This is a genomic window from Anabaena sphaerica FACHB-251 (assembly GCF_014696825.1).
Lineage (GTDB): Bacteria > Cyanobacteriota > Cyanobacteriia > Cyanobacteriales > Nostocaceae > RDYJ01.
Genome location: NZ_JACJQU010000008.1, coordinates 150,919 through 166,911, shown reverse-complemented (window position 1 = coordinate 166,911; position 15,993 = coordinate 150,919). Strand labels below are relative to the sequence as shown.

13 protein-coding genes and 1 tRNA gene are annotated in these 15,993 nt (G+C 38.3%); 8 read left to right on the top strand and 6 right to left on the bottom strand.

Annotation, left to right across the window (positions count from 1 at the left end; genetic code table 11):
* Nucleotides 1–45: 45 nt before the first annotated feature.
* Nucleotides 46–1,845, bottom strand: a complete 1,800-nt coding sequence (locus tag H6G06_RS15450) for an aspartate kinase (RefSeq protein WP_190561617.1) — start codon at nt 1,843–1,845, stop codon at nt 46–48.
* Nucleotides 1,846–2,523: 678 nt separating this feature from the next.
* Here H6G06_RS15450 and pstS point away from each other — a divergent pair.
* From pstS to H6G06_RS15420, 6 genes are all read left to right on the top strand, one after another.
* Complete coding sequence (pstS, locus tag H6G06_RS15445) at nt 2,524–3,564, top strand: phosphate ABC transporter substrate-binding protein PstS (RefSeq protein ID WP_190561615.1); 1,041 nt, start codon at nt 2,524–2,526, stop codon at nt 3,562–3,564.
* 90 nt (nt 3,565–3,654) lie between these two features.
* A complete protein-coding gene (gene pstC / locus H6G06_RS15440) occupies nt 3,655–4,656 on the top strand; it encodes a phosphate ABC transporter permease subunit PstC (RefSeq protein ID WP_190561613.1) in 1,002 nt (333 codons plus the stop codon).
* A gap of 59 nt (nt 4,657–4,715) precedes the next feature.
* Nucleotides 4,716–5,597 (top strand): phosphate ABC transporter permease PstA, encoded by an 882-nt coding sequence (pstA, locus tag H6G06_RS15435; protein WP_190561611.1) that lies wholly within the window; start codon nt 4,716–4,718, stop codon nt 5,595–5,597.
* A 154-nt stretch (nt 5,598–5,751) separates the two neighbouring features.
* Entirely contained in the window at nt 5,752–6,531 is a 780-nt protein-coding gene (gene pstB, locus H6G06_RS15430; protein WP_190561609.1) for a phosphate ABC transporter ATP-binding protein PstB, read from the top strand.
* Nucleotides 6,532–6,552: 21 nt separating this feature from the next.
* Nucleotides 6,553–7,146, top strand: a complete 594-nt coding sequence (locus tag H6G06_RS15425; protein WP_190561607.1) for a chromophore lyase CpcT/CpeT — start codon at nt 6,553–6,555, stop codon at nt 7,144–7,146.
* A gap of 176 nt (nt 7,147–7,322) precedes the next feature.
* A tRNA-Cys gene (locus tag H6G06_RS15420) sits at nt 7,323–7,394 on the top strand.
* A gap of 390 nt (nt 7,395–7,784) precedes the next feature.
* On the opposite strand, the gene H6G06_RS15415 is transcribed toward H6G06_RS15420, so the two are convergent.
* Entirely contained in the window at nt 7,785–7,943 is a 159-nt protein-coding gene (locus tag H6G06_RS15415; RefSeq protein WP_190561605.1) for a hypothetical protein, read from the bottom strand.
* Between the two features lie 157 nt (nt 7,944–8,100).
* Nucleotides 8,101–10,011 (bottom strand): squalene--hopene cyclase, encoded by a 1,911-nt coding sequence (gene shc / locus H6G06_RS15410; protein ID WP_190561603.1) that lies wholly within the window; start codon nt 10,009–10,011, stop codon nt 8,101–8,103.
* Between the two features lie 175 nt (nt 10,012–10,186).
* On the opposite strand from shc, the gene H6G06_RS15405 reads away from it, so the two are divergent.
* Nucleotides 10,187–11,380 carry a glycosyltransferase gene (locus H6G06_RS15405; RefSeq protein WP_190561601.1) on the top strand — a complete coding sequence of 398 codons (1,194 nt, stop codon included), beginning with the start codon at nt 10,187–10,189 and terminating at the stop codon, nt 11,378–11,380.
* A gap of 147 nt (nt 11,381–11,527) precedes the next feature.
* On the opposite strand, the gene H6G06_RS15400 is transcribed toward H6G06_RS15405, so the two are convergent.
* Nucleotides 11,528–11,932 (bottom strand): hypothetical protein, encoded by a 405-nt coding sequence (locus H6G06_RS15400; RefSeq protein WP_190561599.1) that lies wholly within the window; start codon nt 11,930–11,932, stop codon nt 11,528–11,530.
* A gap of 260 nt (nt 11,933–12,192) precedes the next feature.
* Nucleotides 12,193–13,089, bottom strand: coding sequence for a prohibitin family protein (locus H6G06_RS15395; protein ID WP_190561597.1), 897 nt, complete (start codon nt 13,087–13,089; stop codon nt 12,193–12,195).
* Between the two features lie 194 nt (nt 13,090–13,283).
* Between H6G06_RS15395 and H6G06_RS15390 the strand changes: the two genes are divergently transcribed.
* Nucleotides 13,284–13,760 carry a DUF29 domain-containing protein gene (locus H6G06_RS15390; protein ID WP_190561595.1) on the top strand — a complete coding sequence of 159 codons (477 nt, stop codon included), beginning with the start codon at nt 13,284–13,286 and terminating at the stop codon, nt 13,758–13,760.
* Nucleotides 13,761–13,870: 110 nt separating this feature from the next.
* On the opposite strand, the gene H6G06_RS15385 is transcribed toward H6G06_RS15390, so the two are convergent.
* On the bottom strand, nt 13,871–15,907 hold the full coding sequence (locus H6G06_RS15385) for an elongation factor G (protein ID WP_190561593.1): 2,037 nt from the start codon (nt 15,905–15,907) through the stop codon (nt 13,871–13,873).
* Nucleotides 15,908–15,993: the final 86 nt, after the last annotated feature.

The window sequence follows — 15,993 nt, the reverse complement described above, 5'->3', positions numbered from 1 at the left end:
ATTAAATAAAGCGGGGATCTTTTTTTATTGTTAAATAACCCAATCTTATGCAGGGACTACAAATTTTTCACTCCCAGCTAAACCAAAAGCCGCATGAATAACTTGCAAAGCTTTTACACCTTCATCTTGTGCAACAACACAGCTAATTTTAATTTCTGAAGTTGCAATCATTTGGATGTTAATTTTATTTGCGGCTAAAGCTGTAAACATTTTCGCTGCAATACCTGGTTGTCCCACCATGCCAGAACCAACTATACTCACTTTAGCGATCGCACTATCCAAAACTACCTCACCCCATCCTAACTCATCCGCCACTTGGGTTAATTTTTGTTGGGCGTTTTCTGCATCCATTCTCGCTACAGTAAAAGCAATATCTCGACGCGCTACACCATCAACCACCCGACAGCGTTGAGATTGAATAATCATGTCTACGCTGATGTTATATTCTGCCAACAATCCAAACAATTTTGCTGCCATCCCTGGTTTATCTGGAACTTGACGAATTGCCAAACGAGCTTGATTCATGTCTAAAGCGACACCACGCACTGCGGGAGATTCGGGAGCAGGAGATGGCAGCGCAGCAGGGGAAGCAGTAATTTCAAAAGCATTACATAGGGCAACTATAGCGCGATCGCAATCAGCAGCATCTACCAAACAACTCACCTTGACTTCACTAGTAGAAATCATTTGAATATTGACTTTAGCCTCTGCTAAAGTGCTAAACATTTTAGCAGCCACACCAGGACGGCCAATCATTCCCGCACCCGCAATACTCACTTTTGCTGTATTAGTTTCTACTAACACCTCAGCTTCATCTGAGTTGGGTTGATTTCTCAAAGCTGGAGCTATAGCGGACGCAACAGCTTCGGCTCGTTTTAATATTAGTGTATTTACCGTAAAAGCAATATCATTAGTATTACCTTCATGAATTGACTGAATAATCAAATCCACATCGACATTTTGCCGGGAAATCTCCCCAAACAACCGCGCTGCTACCCCTGGTTTATCTGGTACACGCAATAAAGATATCTTGGTCTGGTCTATGTCAAATTCTACCGCATCAACAGGACGAGCTAATTCTAAATTAACGAGCGATCTTTCTTGAGTTCTAGAAGTTGTTACCCAAGTACCAGGCTGATCCGTCCAACTTGAGCGTACCACCAAAGGAACACCATAATTTCTGGCAATTTCCACCGCACGGGGATGTAATACTTTCGCACCTAAACTGGCTAATTCCAGCATTTCATCACAGGTGATTTCTGTCATTAACTGGGCTTCAGGTACAAGGCGCGGATCTGTAGTTAAAATCCCTGGCACATCTGTATAAATTTCACAGAAATTTGCCCCCAAAGCTGCGGCTAAAGCCACTGCGGAAGTGTCAGAACCACCGCGTCCCAAAGTGGTAATTTCCATGCCTCTGGTGCTAGAAATACCTTGAAAACCAGCGACCACAACCACTTTACCTGCGTTAATCTGCCCCATCAAACGCTCAGTTTCAATATGCAAAATCCGAGCGCGGGTGTGTTCAGCTTCGGTAACAATTCCTACTTGAGCGCCAGTCATAGAAATGGCGGCTTGTCCGATTTCCTGCAATGCCATACTCAGTAAAGCAATGGTGACTTGCTCCCCTGTGGAAAGCAGCATATCCATTTCCCGACGGTTAGGACTTTTAGAGATTTCATTAGCTAGTTTAACCAGTCCATCGGTGGTTTTCCCCATCGCGGAAACTACTACTACAACGGAATTTCCGGCTTGTACAGTTTTGTAAACTCGCTGTGCAACCGATTGAATCCGTTCCACTGAACCAACAGATGTACCACCGTATTTCTGAACTATGAGCGCCATACCTTTAAATGTTTGAATATCCAGATTGTTTTGGCCGTAATCAATGCCTCCGTCGGGAAGCCTTGAAACTTTACCATTAATTTAGATTACTAAAATATAAGAATCAACGAACCACAAACCGGGATTTATATTTTCAACCTGGTAATTTTGCAAGTTTGGGGAAAGGATCGGGAAAAGAGCTTTAACAGCATTTTAACCTATTATATGATTGTTCTTAACCAATTTTTATCCTATAAATAGTTATTGTAAGTAGGGATAGGCATTATTTAAAATAAACGCTAATCCGCTCAAACATGGCGATATTATACACTACATTCCTAGCAGGCAGTCTGCTAATATGACCCTGCTGGGATTATTTATACCTCACTTTCTCCCCATAACTAGTCTATTTGCGTTATATTTGTATATAAGCTCATATTAAATTACTATTTAGACATTCAAATTTTGGCGATCGCCTTGTTCAAGTAAGTGCATTTTACGCGATCGCTAATCATGAAATTCCTTAACTCTGCGCTATTAACATCAACCAATAAATAAAATCACTATTCCTTAAGGCATAAATTTAAACATAGTTTAACTTATTCTTTAACTTGTATTAATTTTCAGTTAATCACTAAGTATCAACCTTATTTAAGGCAGTAATTCCGTCAGGAAAATATTCCTTAAACACGAGGTAGTATGACTTTTTCAACAACCATTTTGAAGCGTGTAGTTACTACTTCGGTCGTAACTGCGGCTGTAGCATTTAGCCCTGTTTTGACAGCAACCACAAAAGCTGAAACTATCAACGGTGCAGGAGCAACTTTTCCGGCTCCCCTTTATGAACGTTATGCGCGTGAAGTTAAGAAAAAATATCCCGACTTAAAAGTTAACTACCAAGCGATCGGTAGTGGTGGTGGTATTCGTCAAACTATCGCTGGAACTGTGGATTTTGGTGGTAGTGATGCAGCCATGAAAGATGATGAAATAGCTAAAGTTAAAAATGGAGTCATATTAGTACCTACCGCTGGTGGTGCTGTTTCTGTAGTTTACAATTTACCAGGCGTTAGCAAACTTAGATTGTCTCGCAAAACTCTACCAGCAATTTTTTCTGGACAAATCACAAACTGGAATGATGCACAAATTAAAGCGGATAATCCAGGTGTAAACTTACCAAATCAACCAATTAAATTTGTAGTTCGTGCTGATGGTAGTGGTACAACTTTCATTTTTACCAATCACTTGAGTGCTATCAGTGGTTATTTCAAAGGTAGAATTGGCGCTAATACTGCTCCTAATTGGAGTTTAAAAAACGTCCTCAAAGGTAAAGGTAATCCTGGTGTAGCTGCTTTAGTCGCTCGCACTCCTGGTTCTATCGGTTATGTTGAATATGACTACGCTACTAAAAACAAACTAAAATCAGCAGAATTACAAAATAAAAAGGGAGAATTTGTCGCTCCTTCTTTAGCATCTGCAAACGCAGCTTTATCAACTGTAACTTTTCCAGATAACTATCGTGTATTTGTCGGAGATCCAGGACAGGGTTATCCTATTGTTGGACTGACTTGGATGATGGTTTATAAACAGTATGCTAATCCATCCAAAGCTAACGCGGTGAAACAATGGATTAATTGGGTACTCAAAGATGGTCAACAATATAATGATGACCTCAATTACACCAAAATTCCTAGTGATGTTGTCAATCGTGTTTTACAGACAGTGAACAGCACTGTCAAATAATTTTTCACATTTTCTGAAATTTATTTGAGTAGGGTGGGGATGACCCACTCTATTTTAAAAAAATAGTCTGCTTGTTTTCATTAAATAAATATGAATAAATCATTTGAACCTAATGATAATAATCCATCACCTCACTTCAATGTCAGTGATGAAAATATCAATTTGACCGTTACTGGTGGACTCAACTTCCGATTTGACCAGGGATTTACAATTCTAGTTTATATGTTTGCTGCCATGACTGTGGCGATATTATTTCTCATGACTTGGGTAATTTTTAAGGAAGCTCAACCAGCAGTTTTCAAATTTGGATTAAAGTTTCTCTGGAGTCAAGATTGGGATACAGGTAATCAACTATTTGGGGCATTACCTTATATTTATGGTACTTTAGTAAGTAGTGCGATCGCTATTCTCTTAACTGTGCCGATAGGTATATCAGTAGCCTTGGTAACGAGTGAAGACTTTTTACCATTAGTAGTCAGAAATGCTATTGCTTTTGTAGTTGAATTAATTGCTGCTATCCCCAGTGTGATTATCGGTTTATGGGGAATCTTTGTGTTTATTCCCATTATAGAACCATTAGAGAAATGGTTAGGCAGCACTTTTAAATTTATCCCGTTATTTAATACCCAAGACCCAGCAGGAAATAATATTTTCACTGCGGGAATTATTCTCTCGATCATGATTTTGCCAACAATGGCTGCAATTTCTCGTGATGTATTGATGGTTGTTCCTAAAGAATTACGTAGCGCATCTATGGCTTTAGGTGGAACTCGTTGGGAAACAATTTTTCGCGTCTTATTACCAGCAGGATTTTCAGGAATGGTGAGTGCGGCCATGTTAGCGTTAGGCCGCGCCTTTGGTGAAACAATGGCAGTGACAATGGTGATTGGTAACTCTGCTCAAATTAGCCTATCTTTACTTGATCCAGCTTATACAATTCCTGCTGTTTTAGCCAATGAATTTGCTGAAGCTGAACCAGGATTGCATATTGGCTCATTAAGTTATTTAGGTTTAATTTTGTTCGTTTTAACTCTAGCTGTTAATATTGGCGCTGTGCTATTAGTTCAATGGGTTGGCAAGAAAAATTCATAACCGAAAATTTTGTTTTTTACTGATAATTAGCAATCTTAAATTCTCAATCCGAAATTGAAATGAGTAACTATATAAATCCAGAAATAGATGAATCTTTTTCAGAACAATTACTTGATCCTCTACCAACTCAGAGGCGTTTGTTTACCTATGCAATGAATGGTTTATCATTCATCTTGAGTTTGTTAGCATTCTTGCCATTAGGATCAATTTTGTGGGAAATACTATCACGAGGACTTTCTGGCTTTAAACCAGAAATGTTATACCGTCCGTTGATTGAAAATGGCTTTGCTAATGCCATCCTTGGTACTATTCTCATGGTAGGTATTGGTGCATTTCTGAGTATTCCTGTAGGGATAATGACGGGAATATTTTTGGCAGAATTTGGCAAAACTAACAAAATTACTAATTTTGTGCGTTTCCTCAACTCTATCCTCACAGGTGTGCCTTCAATTGTCGTTGGTATGTTTGCTTATGGAGTAGTTGTTTTAATTACTAAACAATTTAGCGCCTTTGCTGGTGGTTTTGCTTTATCTGTGATTATGTTGCCAGTAATTGTACTAACTACAGAGGAAGCATTAAAACTTATTCCTACTCACCAGCGTCTTGCTTCAGCCGCTTTGGGTGGAACTCGCTTCCAAACTACGTTTCGGATTGTTGTTACAGCCGCAACTCCAGGTATTACTACTGGTGTTTCTCTAGCGATCGCCCGCGCCGCAGGTGAAACAGCACCACTACTTTTTACGGCTTTATTTAGTCAAAACTGGTCAGATGGTTTAATGAGTCCCACAGCATCTTTGCCTGTATTAATTTTTAACCTATACAACAGTCCTGATCCAGAAATTAACAAATTAGTTTGGACTACTTCTATCATTCTGCTGAGTTTAGTATTGTTTTTTAGTCTGCTCTCTCGCTTACTAAGTCGCAAAACTAAGTTTCAGTAAAGTTTGATTCGACATCCAAGTATTGTAAAACTTCGCCCAATCCATAGACAAATATTGCCATTTATTGTCACCTCTTTCTTCCCTATTCCTTGCCTCAACGAATAAATATGGCTAACGCCACGCTACGCAAACACAAATCAAATCGGATTGCTATATGAGTAACCTAGTTCCAGCCATCAAAGTCAAAAACCTCAGTTTCTACTATGGAAATTTTAAAGCTATCGAAGGCATATCATTAGATATTTATAAGAATCAAGTCACTGCACTAATTGGTCCTAGTGGTTGCGGAAAATCCACCTTCATTAAAACCTTAAATCGCATTAGTGAATTAGAAGGGAAAGTAAAAGTTGATGGGATTATAGAATTTTTTGGGCAAAATATTTATGCCCCCCGCGTTAATATCAATCGTCTGCGTCGAGAAATTGGCATGGTATTTCAAAAGCCAAATCCTTTCCCCATGAGTATCTACGAAAATGTTGCTTATGGTGTGAGAATTTCTGGTAGATGTCCAAAATTTCAATTAGATGAAATTGTTGAATCTGCTCTCAAAGGTGCAGCACTTTGGGATGAAGTCAAAGATAAACTCAACACATCCGCTTTAGGGCTTTCGGGTGGACAGCAGCAGCGTCTGTGTATTGCTCGTGCTTTGGCAGTAAAACCAAAAGTTTTATTGATGGATGAACCTTGTTCAGCCTTAGATCCTATTGCTACTCTGAAAGTTGAAGAACTCATCCACCGCTTGCGCTCGGAGTTAACTATTGCTATTGTTACTCACAATATGCAGCAAGCAACCCGTGTTTCTGATTTTACAGCTTTCTTTAGCACTGATGAAAGTCGCATCGGGCAGATGGTAGAATTTGGGGCTACAGGTCAAATCTTTCGTAACCCATTAGATGAGCGCACCCGTGATTATGTTGCTGGACGCTTTGGTTAATAGCATTAATCCAAAATTGTCATGACTCATTCTACTGATATTGCCACCTTAGCCCGTTGGATGGCCGCTGATTTTAGCAATCAAGCCCAAGTGTTTGAGAATCCAGCTTTTTACGCCCATATTCGTGTATGTATGCGTCCTCTGCCTTACTCCTTTTTATCCGGAGTGAGTTTGTTTGTAGAACAAGCTTATGACTATATGCTCAATGACCCTTATCGGCTGAGAGTATTAAATTTGGTAATAGAGGGTGAGAATATCCTGATTGAAAACTATACTGTCAAAGACGAAAAAGACTTTTTTGGTGCATCTCGTGATTTAGTTCGTTTGCAGAAGTTAACGAGCGATCGCCTGGAAAAACTTTGCGGTTGTAACATGATTGTCGAGTGGACAGGTAACTGCTTTAGAGGCCACGTTGAACCAGGTAAAGGCTGTATCGTCGTTCGCAAAGGACAAAGAACCTACTTAGATAGTAAATTTGAAATTGATGGCGAGAAATTTATCAGCTGGGACAAAGGACGAGATCCAGACACGGATGAGCATCTTTGGGGTTCTGTTGCAGGTCCATTTCACTTTGTCCGCTGGGGTAACTTTGCCGATGAAGTGAAGTTATCTTAGAGAGGGAACAGGGAATAGGGAATAGGGGAGGTATCAAGTCAAAAGTCAAAAGTCAAAAGTCAAAATTAATAACTTCCGTTCCCAGTCCCCAGTCCCCAATCACCAATCACCAAAAAATTTTTTCCAGAGGGATGCAATTCAAGAAAAAAGGTGATAATATGAGTAATTGTGAGTGCGGCGACATAGCCAAGTGGTAAGGCAGAGGTCTGCAAAACCTCCATCCGGCGGTTCAAATCCGCCTGTCGCCTTAAGGTAAAACTCTTACCCTATAAGGTTCTCCAGGTTCAATTGGTATAAAGCAACAAACTCTCTTGACTAACTTTGTACCAATTTTGTACCAAATGTAAATGTTACTTGATGAAATAATCTGTAACTGGTGCGTTTGTATTGGTTAGAAAATATAGTCTACCAGTTTTCTACCAATGGTGAACTTGTACTAGTTAACAAATTTACATAGGGTTTGCTGAATAAAGGCAAAACCTAGATAAATCAAGAGTTTGAGGGTCAGAAAAGAGAAACAAAGTGCAAGAAAAAAGGGTAAAATAGGTAAAAACCCTTGCATCAAGGTGCATCAAAATGTATCGCAAACAAAAACAACAAGACACGCCACCGAAAGAGTTTGATAGCGAAGCGTGGCGTTAGCCAACAGTGATTCTAGGGGATTCAACCATAGCATCAGCTTCTTTGTATTTGGGTACATACTTATCAACAGTAGTGGATAGTTGCTGTTTTAAGATACTGGCTTCCTTACCTTTGAACAGCCGTGTTTTCCATTGATAATTGATTGCTAAAACCATAAGTTTTAATCGACTGTCAATGTAGTTTAATTGTGTTACTTTTTGAAGTGCGGAATGTGGGTTACATCCTGTTAATCCTTTAATCCTGTAAATCCTGATTCTGACAATTAAAGCTGACATCCCCAACTTCTCCAAGAAGTCGAGGATATTTTATTCCCTATTTTTTAATCCTGTGATATCTTCCCAGCGCCATTAAAGGAAAATACTGTTGATAGAGGTGATACTTGAGATAAAAATGACAAGGAAAACCTGTTCCTGTAAAATATGACTCATCCCAAGTACCATCTGCTTGTTGAGTTTCTAACAAGTAATTAACCCCTTTTTCAATACTATCAAAAGGCATTTTTCCTGTTGCTTCACCTGCTGCTATTAACCCAATTAAAGCCCAAGCTGTTTGAGATGCAGTGCTGTCTCCCTTACCTTTCAAACTAGGATCATTGTAACTAAAACAAGTTTCTCCCCAACCACCATCAGAGTTTTGAACTTTGACTAACCAAGCTGCACCTTGTTCTATATTAGGGCGATATTTTTGAGGATTTATTAATGCTAAAGCTGATAAAACGCCACTTGTACCATAAATGTAATTTACCCCCCAACGTCCAAACCAACAACCTTCATTTTCTTGTTCATTGATAAGATAATCAAGGGATTTTTCTAACTTATCTGGTTGAATTGATAAGTTACAAGCCCCCAACATTTCTATTACTCTAGCGGTGACATCGGCTGTATTTGGATCAATCATGGCTTTTAAATCGCCATAGGGTACAGAATTCAGCCACTCTTGATCATTATCAATATCAAAAGCTGCCCAACCTCCGGGTTTACACTGCATTGATGCTATCCAATTTAAAGCCCGATTCATAGCTTGTTTTTTCAGGGCTTCATTGGGTAATTTTGTTTGATGTAAAGCCATGACAACTACAGCAGAATCATCCACATCTGGATAAAAGCGGTTGTCAAATTCAAACGCCCAAGCTCCGGGTTTTCCTTGTTTATTTTTTACGTTCCAATCACCATAATTAAGTATTTGTTTATCTATTAACCATTCTCCAGCTTTGACAATTGCTGGATGATATGCTGGAAAACCTGAATCAATTAAGGCACGAATTGCCCATGCTGTATCCCACACAGGAGATACACAAGGTTGAACACAGTAATTATTTTCTGTTTCAATGGCGAAATTATCAACTGCTTTTAAACCTCTATATATAATTGGGTCGTTAGCGTCGTAATCTAGGCATTTTAAAGCTAACAGAGAATTTAACATGGCGGGAATAATTCCCCCCCAATCTCCAGTTGCTTCTTGACGTTCTAAAATCCATTTTTCTGCGGCTTTGATTCCTTCATTTCTAAAAGGTACAAAGTTGAAACTTTCTGCTAATTTAAATCCATCATCTAAGATGTTGAATATATCTGACCAATCACCATTTTTCGGTAATTCCCATTTGACATTATTCACACCTTCTGCATATAATTCATCTAAATTAATGGGGTTATCAATTTCAAAAACTGGTTTGCGATCAAAGACTATTAATAATGGCACTGTGCTAGAACGCGCCCAGCTAGAAAGTTCATAAATGTTGAAGGGGAAATTATCGGGTAGCAGCATTACCCAAGGTGGAAGAGATGGAAGTCCGCGCCAATTGTAGCAACCTATTAAGGCTAAATGTAATTTAGTGAAAATGCGGGTTTTGCTAATTCCACCTTTTTGAAGAATTAAAGATTTAGCTTTTATTAGTGCTGGATCTGTTGCGGGTACACCTAACAACCTCAAGGCCATGTAAGCTTCTACTGTTGTGCTGAGTTCTCCACCATCACCATAAAATAGTTCCCATCCTCCATGTTCTCGTTGTTGCGATCGCAGATATGTTTCAACTTTATGTAAAGGTCGAGTTTTATCTGTTCCCCAAATTTTATGTAGCAGTACAGCTTCAGCAGTAATGGTAACATTTGATTCTAATTCTGCCCACCAGTAACCATCTGGTTGTTGAATTGATAGCAGATGTTTTTGACTAGCTGCGATTGCTTCTGTAACTTGCTTGACTTTCACCCTGTCTTGTGTTTGCATTAAATCCTTACCTCAGCACCAAATAGTAGGTCAACATAGTTAAACATAAAACATTCAGGATATAGATCCCCGACTTCTTGAAGAAGTCGGGGATCTGGGTAGAGTTACTTAACATTCTTTCCCAAAATCAACAAACAATGTATTCTGTCTGAATTACTGAGAATTTGCAAGAGTTATGGTAGAAATTTTATCGGGTTTGATGCTTTTATCTTTAGCAATTTGGTTATTTTTACTCTTGTTTTGGGGACAGTTTTGGCGTGTAGATCAGCAGTTAGAAACCAGTAAAGACGTTGTATACAAAATCTCTAAAAAATTACCTACGGTGTGTGTGGTAGTTCCAGCGCGGAATGAAGCTGATGTCATCCCTATTAGTTTGCGATCGCTTCTTCTCCAAGACTATCCTGGTAATTTCAATGTGTTTTTAGTGGATGATCAAAGTACAGATGGTACAGCAAATTTTGCCCAAGGAGTAGCTTACGCAGTTGATAAACTCGAACAACTACATATTGTCTCTAGTGCAGATTTACCAGTTGGTTGGACTGGTAAACTTTGGGCAATGGAACAAGGTGTAAAAGCTGCTGTAGAGAAGTTTGATGAAACGTCTCTAAAATTACCAGATTATTTTTTACTAACTGATGCAGATATAGAACATGATATCAGCAATTTGCGCCGATTAGTTACCAAAGCAGAAACAGAGAATTTAGATTTAGTATCTATCATGGTCAAGCTGCGGTGTCAAAGTTTTTGGGAACAATTATTAATACCTGCTTTTGTCTTTTTCTTTCAAAAAATCTACCCGTTTCGCTGGGCAAATAACCCGAAAAAATCTACTGCTGCTGCTGCTGGTGGTTGTATTTTAATTCGCACAGAAACCCTACATAAAATTGGTGGGCTACAAGTTATCCGTCAAGCTTTAATTGATGATTGTTCTTTAGCCAAAGCCGTGAAATCCAATCAAGGAAAAATTTGGTTAGGATTGAGTGCTTTAACTTATAGTTTACGTCCTTATGATTCCCTAGAAACTATCTGGAATATGGTAGCCCGTAGCGCCTACACACAACTGAATTATTCTCCTTTGTTGTTAGCAGGAAGTGTGTTAGGAATGATTTTAGTTTATATGCTGCCACCATTAGGAATTATCTTAGGTTTAGTGATGGGAAATTTGCCAATTACTCTCATCGGTTTATTCACGTGGCTATTAATGACATTAGCATATTTCCCCATCATTCGCTTTTATAAATCGCCCTTTTGGATAGCATTTTGTTTACCCATAATTGCCGTTTTCTATACTTTGATGACTTTAGATTCTGCTAAGCGTCATTGGCAAGGAAGGGGAGGTGCTTGGAAAGGCAGAGTTTATCAAAATTAAAATTATTACAAGCTAGTTCTTCCTTATTAATTTCAGTATAACAAATCTCAAATCAAAAGTCAACACTAGAATTACTAGATACCCGACTTCTTTAATAATCATTCAAGATATGATGAATTAATGTTAGAAGTCGGGGATCTGCATCCCCTAAAGAATCAAATAACTATGCCAAATTGATGGAGTATTGTTACTAATTTTTTCGGGTAGTAGCAAACGCCAACTTTTACCTTCTCGTTGAATTTGCAAATAAATTTCAAAGGGTTTTTGTGGTTGAGTGATTTGTTTTTTTGGTAATTTAACAGTTAAATCATAAGTTCCCTGTACACGATAAGCGGGTAGATTTTCAATGGTTAAAGGTTGTTGTTGAGTAATTGATACTCGCGTAATGTCGAAGTTCTGAAAGTCTAAATCTAGCTTTTGCTTAAGTTCCTGTTGGGTTTGTTCTAGCTGAATAGCGATCGCTTGTTCTACTAATTCATAAGTCGGTAGCAATGCAATACTACTACAGGCTGTTAATAATACCAAAATCCCAGTGAAAATAAACCGCACCATCTCTTTAATTAACCTCCGTATGAAACACTAATAAATACAGAATTGTCCAATATTTTTGATCTAATTGAGTCCCTACGCACGTTTCACATCAAACATCTTTACGTAATTAGGTAATTTTTACCAAATAACTTGAATACAAGCATCTTGTACGCGGAATTCATAAAACTAAAATTAGAAGCTCATTTCATGTTGAACATCCAGAAGAAATAATTTTTATGTTATTGCTTTTGTGTGAGGTGTAAACAGATTGTAAAAATATTTTATGGTTTTGATGTTCCTGTTTCTGACTGAATTAAAATCGGTGTTCCCCCTTTTTCAGAACCGATAACTACAACTTTAGAATTATTAGATTGAGCAAGTTTTTCTGTAGCTTCAATGGCACGTAATTGCAGAATTTGGTTAGTGAGTCCACCAGAGATAATTTTTTGAGAGTCAGCTATACCTTTAGCTTCAATTTTCTTTCTTTCAGCTTCTTGACGCTCTTTTTCTAACACAAATTTCATTTGCTCATTTTCTTGTTCAGCTTTGAGCTTTTGCTGAATTGCTGTCTGTAGACTATCCGGCATTTTCACATTTCTCAAAAGTGCTTGGTCAACAATAAAGCCTAATTTTGGTATATCCTGGGTGAGTTGTTGGTCAATTTTTTGGACTATTTCTTGACGTTTTGTGGAGTAAACTGCACTAGCTGGATAGTTGGCTGTAATAGCGCGGACTGTAGAACGAAATCTGGAAATAATCAATTCTTTTTCATCAGTTCCAATTGTTTTATATACTATCGCTGCTTTCTGGGGGTCAAGTCTATATTGAAGACTGACATCAAGATTTAAACTCAAACCTTCTTGAGATGTTGTGTCTATGTTTTCCTTAATATCTTTCAGACGAGTAGAAAAATTCAACACTTTGGCAAAGGGGTTAACTAAGTGAACACCTGAATCTAGGGTATTGTCGGAAACGTTACCAAATAGGTTGATAACACCCACATTTCCTGGTGGGACTATCACCAACAATCTGGAAATAGAAGCTAATAAGGCAATACTACCAATTAATATGGTAATTCCGCGTACTGCAATTTGAGTCTTGGTGCTGGTGATTTTGCTGCTTTGGAGATATATGAGACTAGCTATGAGACTTGTGAGGAGGGAGAATATAAAGCCCATTATGATTTTCCTGTGTTGTTAAGATGTTGTATATACTTAACATACAAGTATAATCATGAATTTAAGGTTTGGTCATCATTAGGTAATTAATTTAAATTGGGGTTATTTTTGTATTGGTGAATGGAATTATTCTATAATTATCTCAAAGACGCTACCGAAAAATATCATAATTTATTTGAGGAGGTTGAAATAAAATGACAGCAACTCAACCAACAGCCGTTACTAACTCAAATCTTTATAATGAAGACTTTTATCTGTGGATAGAAACTACAGCAAAACTATTAAAAAATGGTAACTTTGCAGAAATTGACTTAACTAATTTGATTGAAGAAATCGAAAGCATGGGTAGAAGTGAAAAAAGAGCATTAAAAAGTAATTTATTAGTGTTATTAATGCACCTTCTCAAATATAAATATCAACTATATCAACCAGATAAATGCAGTAATAGTTGGTTATCTACTATATTTGAACATAGACGCAGATTGAAAGAAGAATTAACCGAAAGTCCAAGTTTAAAAAAATACTTCTGTGACGTATTTAAAGAATCTTATCAAGATGCGAGAAAACAAGCATCATTAGAAACAGGTTTATCACTTGATACTTTTCCTGTAGATTCTCCGTTTACGACAGAAGAAAGTTTAAATCAAGATTATTTACCAGAACAATCTTAATTTTTTGCCTTCCCCCTCTCTGCGCCTCTGCGTCTCTGCGTGAGACAAAAGAAAGGAAGGTAGAACCTTCCAGATAGCATTCCCAGTCAGAGACTGGGAACGAGATTTCACTACTTACCGTTACCACCATTACCATTAGTAACTAGAATGCGTTCAGCCAGCTTTTCTGGTACTTCTTGCAGATGGTCTTGTTCCCAATGGAAAGAACCAACACCAAGAGTAAGCGATCGCAATTCTACAATAAAATCCTGCATTTCTGCTTGAGGTAAATATGCAGAAACCTTATCCCAACCTTGCCAATCTTGTCTACCTTCATAACCTAAAATCTGCCCCCGTCTACCACTCAAAAGCTGCAAAACTTTAGAAGTAAACTCACTGGGAGTATTCACATCTACCTTTAAAATCGGTTCTAACAGGGTAGGTTGCGCTTGGGGTACACCCGTTTGCATTGCTAGACGTGCAGCTTGTTTAAAAGCTTGTTCCGAACTATCAACGGAATGATAAGAACCATTGGTTAATGTCACCGCAACATCAACCATGGGGAAACCTAACGGACCATGTGTGAGAAATTCCCGCACACCCATTTCTACCCCAGGAATGTATTGTCTGGGAACAACACCACCAACAATCTTTTCATTGAAATTAAAACCTTCCCCTCTTGGTAAAGGTTGAATATCCAAGAACACATCCCCAAATTGTCCATGTCCACCGCTTTGGTGTTTATAACGTCCATGAACTGAGTTGACAGGTTTGCGAATGGTTTCTTTATAAGGAACTTGAGGAAGATGAGTAGACATTGGTAAATTATATTTGCGTCGCAGTCTATCTAACGCAACTTGCAAATGTATTTCCCCTTGTCCCCACAAAATCACTTCATGAGTATCACCGTGTTGTTCCCAAGCTAAAGAAGAATCTTCTTCTAATAACTTAGTAATAGCAGCACTAAGTTTTACTTCATCATTGCGTTTTTCTGGTGTAATTGCTAAAGCAAAAACTGGTTCTAAGTTTTCCGCTTTTGGTAATTCTTGCAAATGGGAATTTGTAGAGATTGTATCCCCAGTTTTAATTCCTTCCAAGCGACTTAAAGCCACAATTTCTCCAGCTACAGCTTGATTAATTTGCTGTTGTTGTTGTCCCATCAAACGGTAAATACCCCCAGCACGAACGCCATTTAAAACAATACCATCTGTTAATGTTCCTTGCCATACTCTCACTAAAGAAAGTTTGCCACCTTGGGGAGTATAGAAGGTTTTAAGAACTTGCGCTAAAGGAGTATCACTGATTTTTCCTAAACGTCGTTCCATTGTTGTTTCTGGTGCTGGTGCTTCCCTTAACATTGCTTCTAATAAAGGTCTAACACCATAATCTTGTTCCGCAACACCAAAGAAAACAGGTACAACTAAATCTGCACCTAATTCTAATTTTAAATCTTTGAGAATTTCGTCTTGAGGCGGTTCGATATCTTCTAAAAGTTCTTCGAGTAAATGGTCGTCAAAATTTGCCAAAGCTTCTAACATTTCTGCTCTGGCTTGATGTTCTTCTGCTTTTAATTCTTCAGGAAATGGTATAGAATCAGCAGCAGCACCAGCATGATATTGATAAGCTTCCTCACTCACCATATCAATAAATCCTGTTAGTTCTTCCCCTTGCATGATGGGGTATTGGTGAAGCACTAAAGGACGACTGGAAACAGCTTTCAGGGCTTTTAATGTTTCTAAAACATGAATATTTGCCCTGTCCATTTTATTCACAAAAATGATGTGGGGAATTTCCCAATCATCGAGAAATTTAAATAATGGCGCTAGGGTGAGAACTCTATCACGGATCGGTTCGCAAACGACAATTGCTGCATCGATTCCCATTAAAGCATTGTATGTTTCTTGAGCAAATTCTACCGAACCGGGACAATCTATAAAGGTGAAGCGTGTATTTTCATATTCGGTACAAGCTGCGGATATTTCTACACTCATACGGCGATCGCGTGCTTCATTGGCGCTATCTCCGACTGTGTTACCATCTTTAACGTTACCTTTGCGAGAAATTGCCCCGCTGACAAATAACAAACTTTCTAGTAATGTGGTTTTTCCACTTAAATATGGTCCAACAATTGCCACATTCCGCGAACCGGATTTTACTTTTTCGTTCATAAACCCTCCTTTACGGTGATTCCCTCAACCGCATTCTGTATTTTTCAGGAGTAATTCATTATCTTGGTCAGGAGAATTATTCCTGC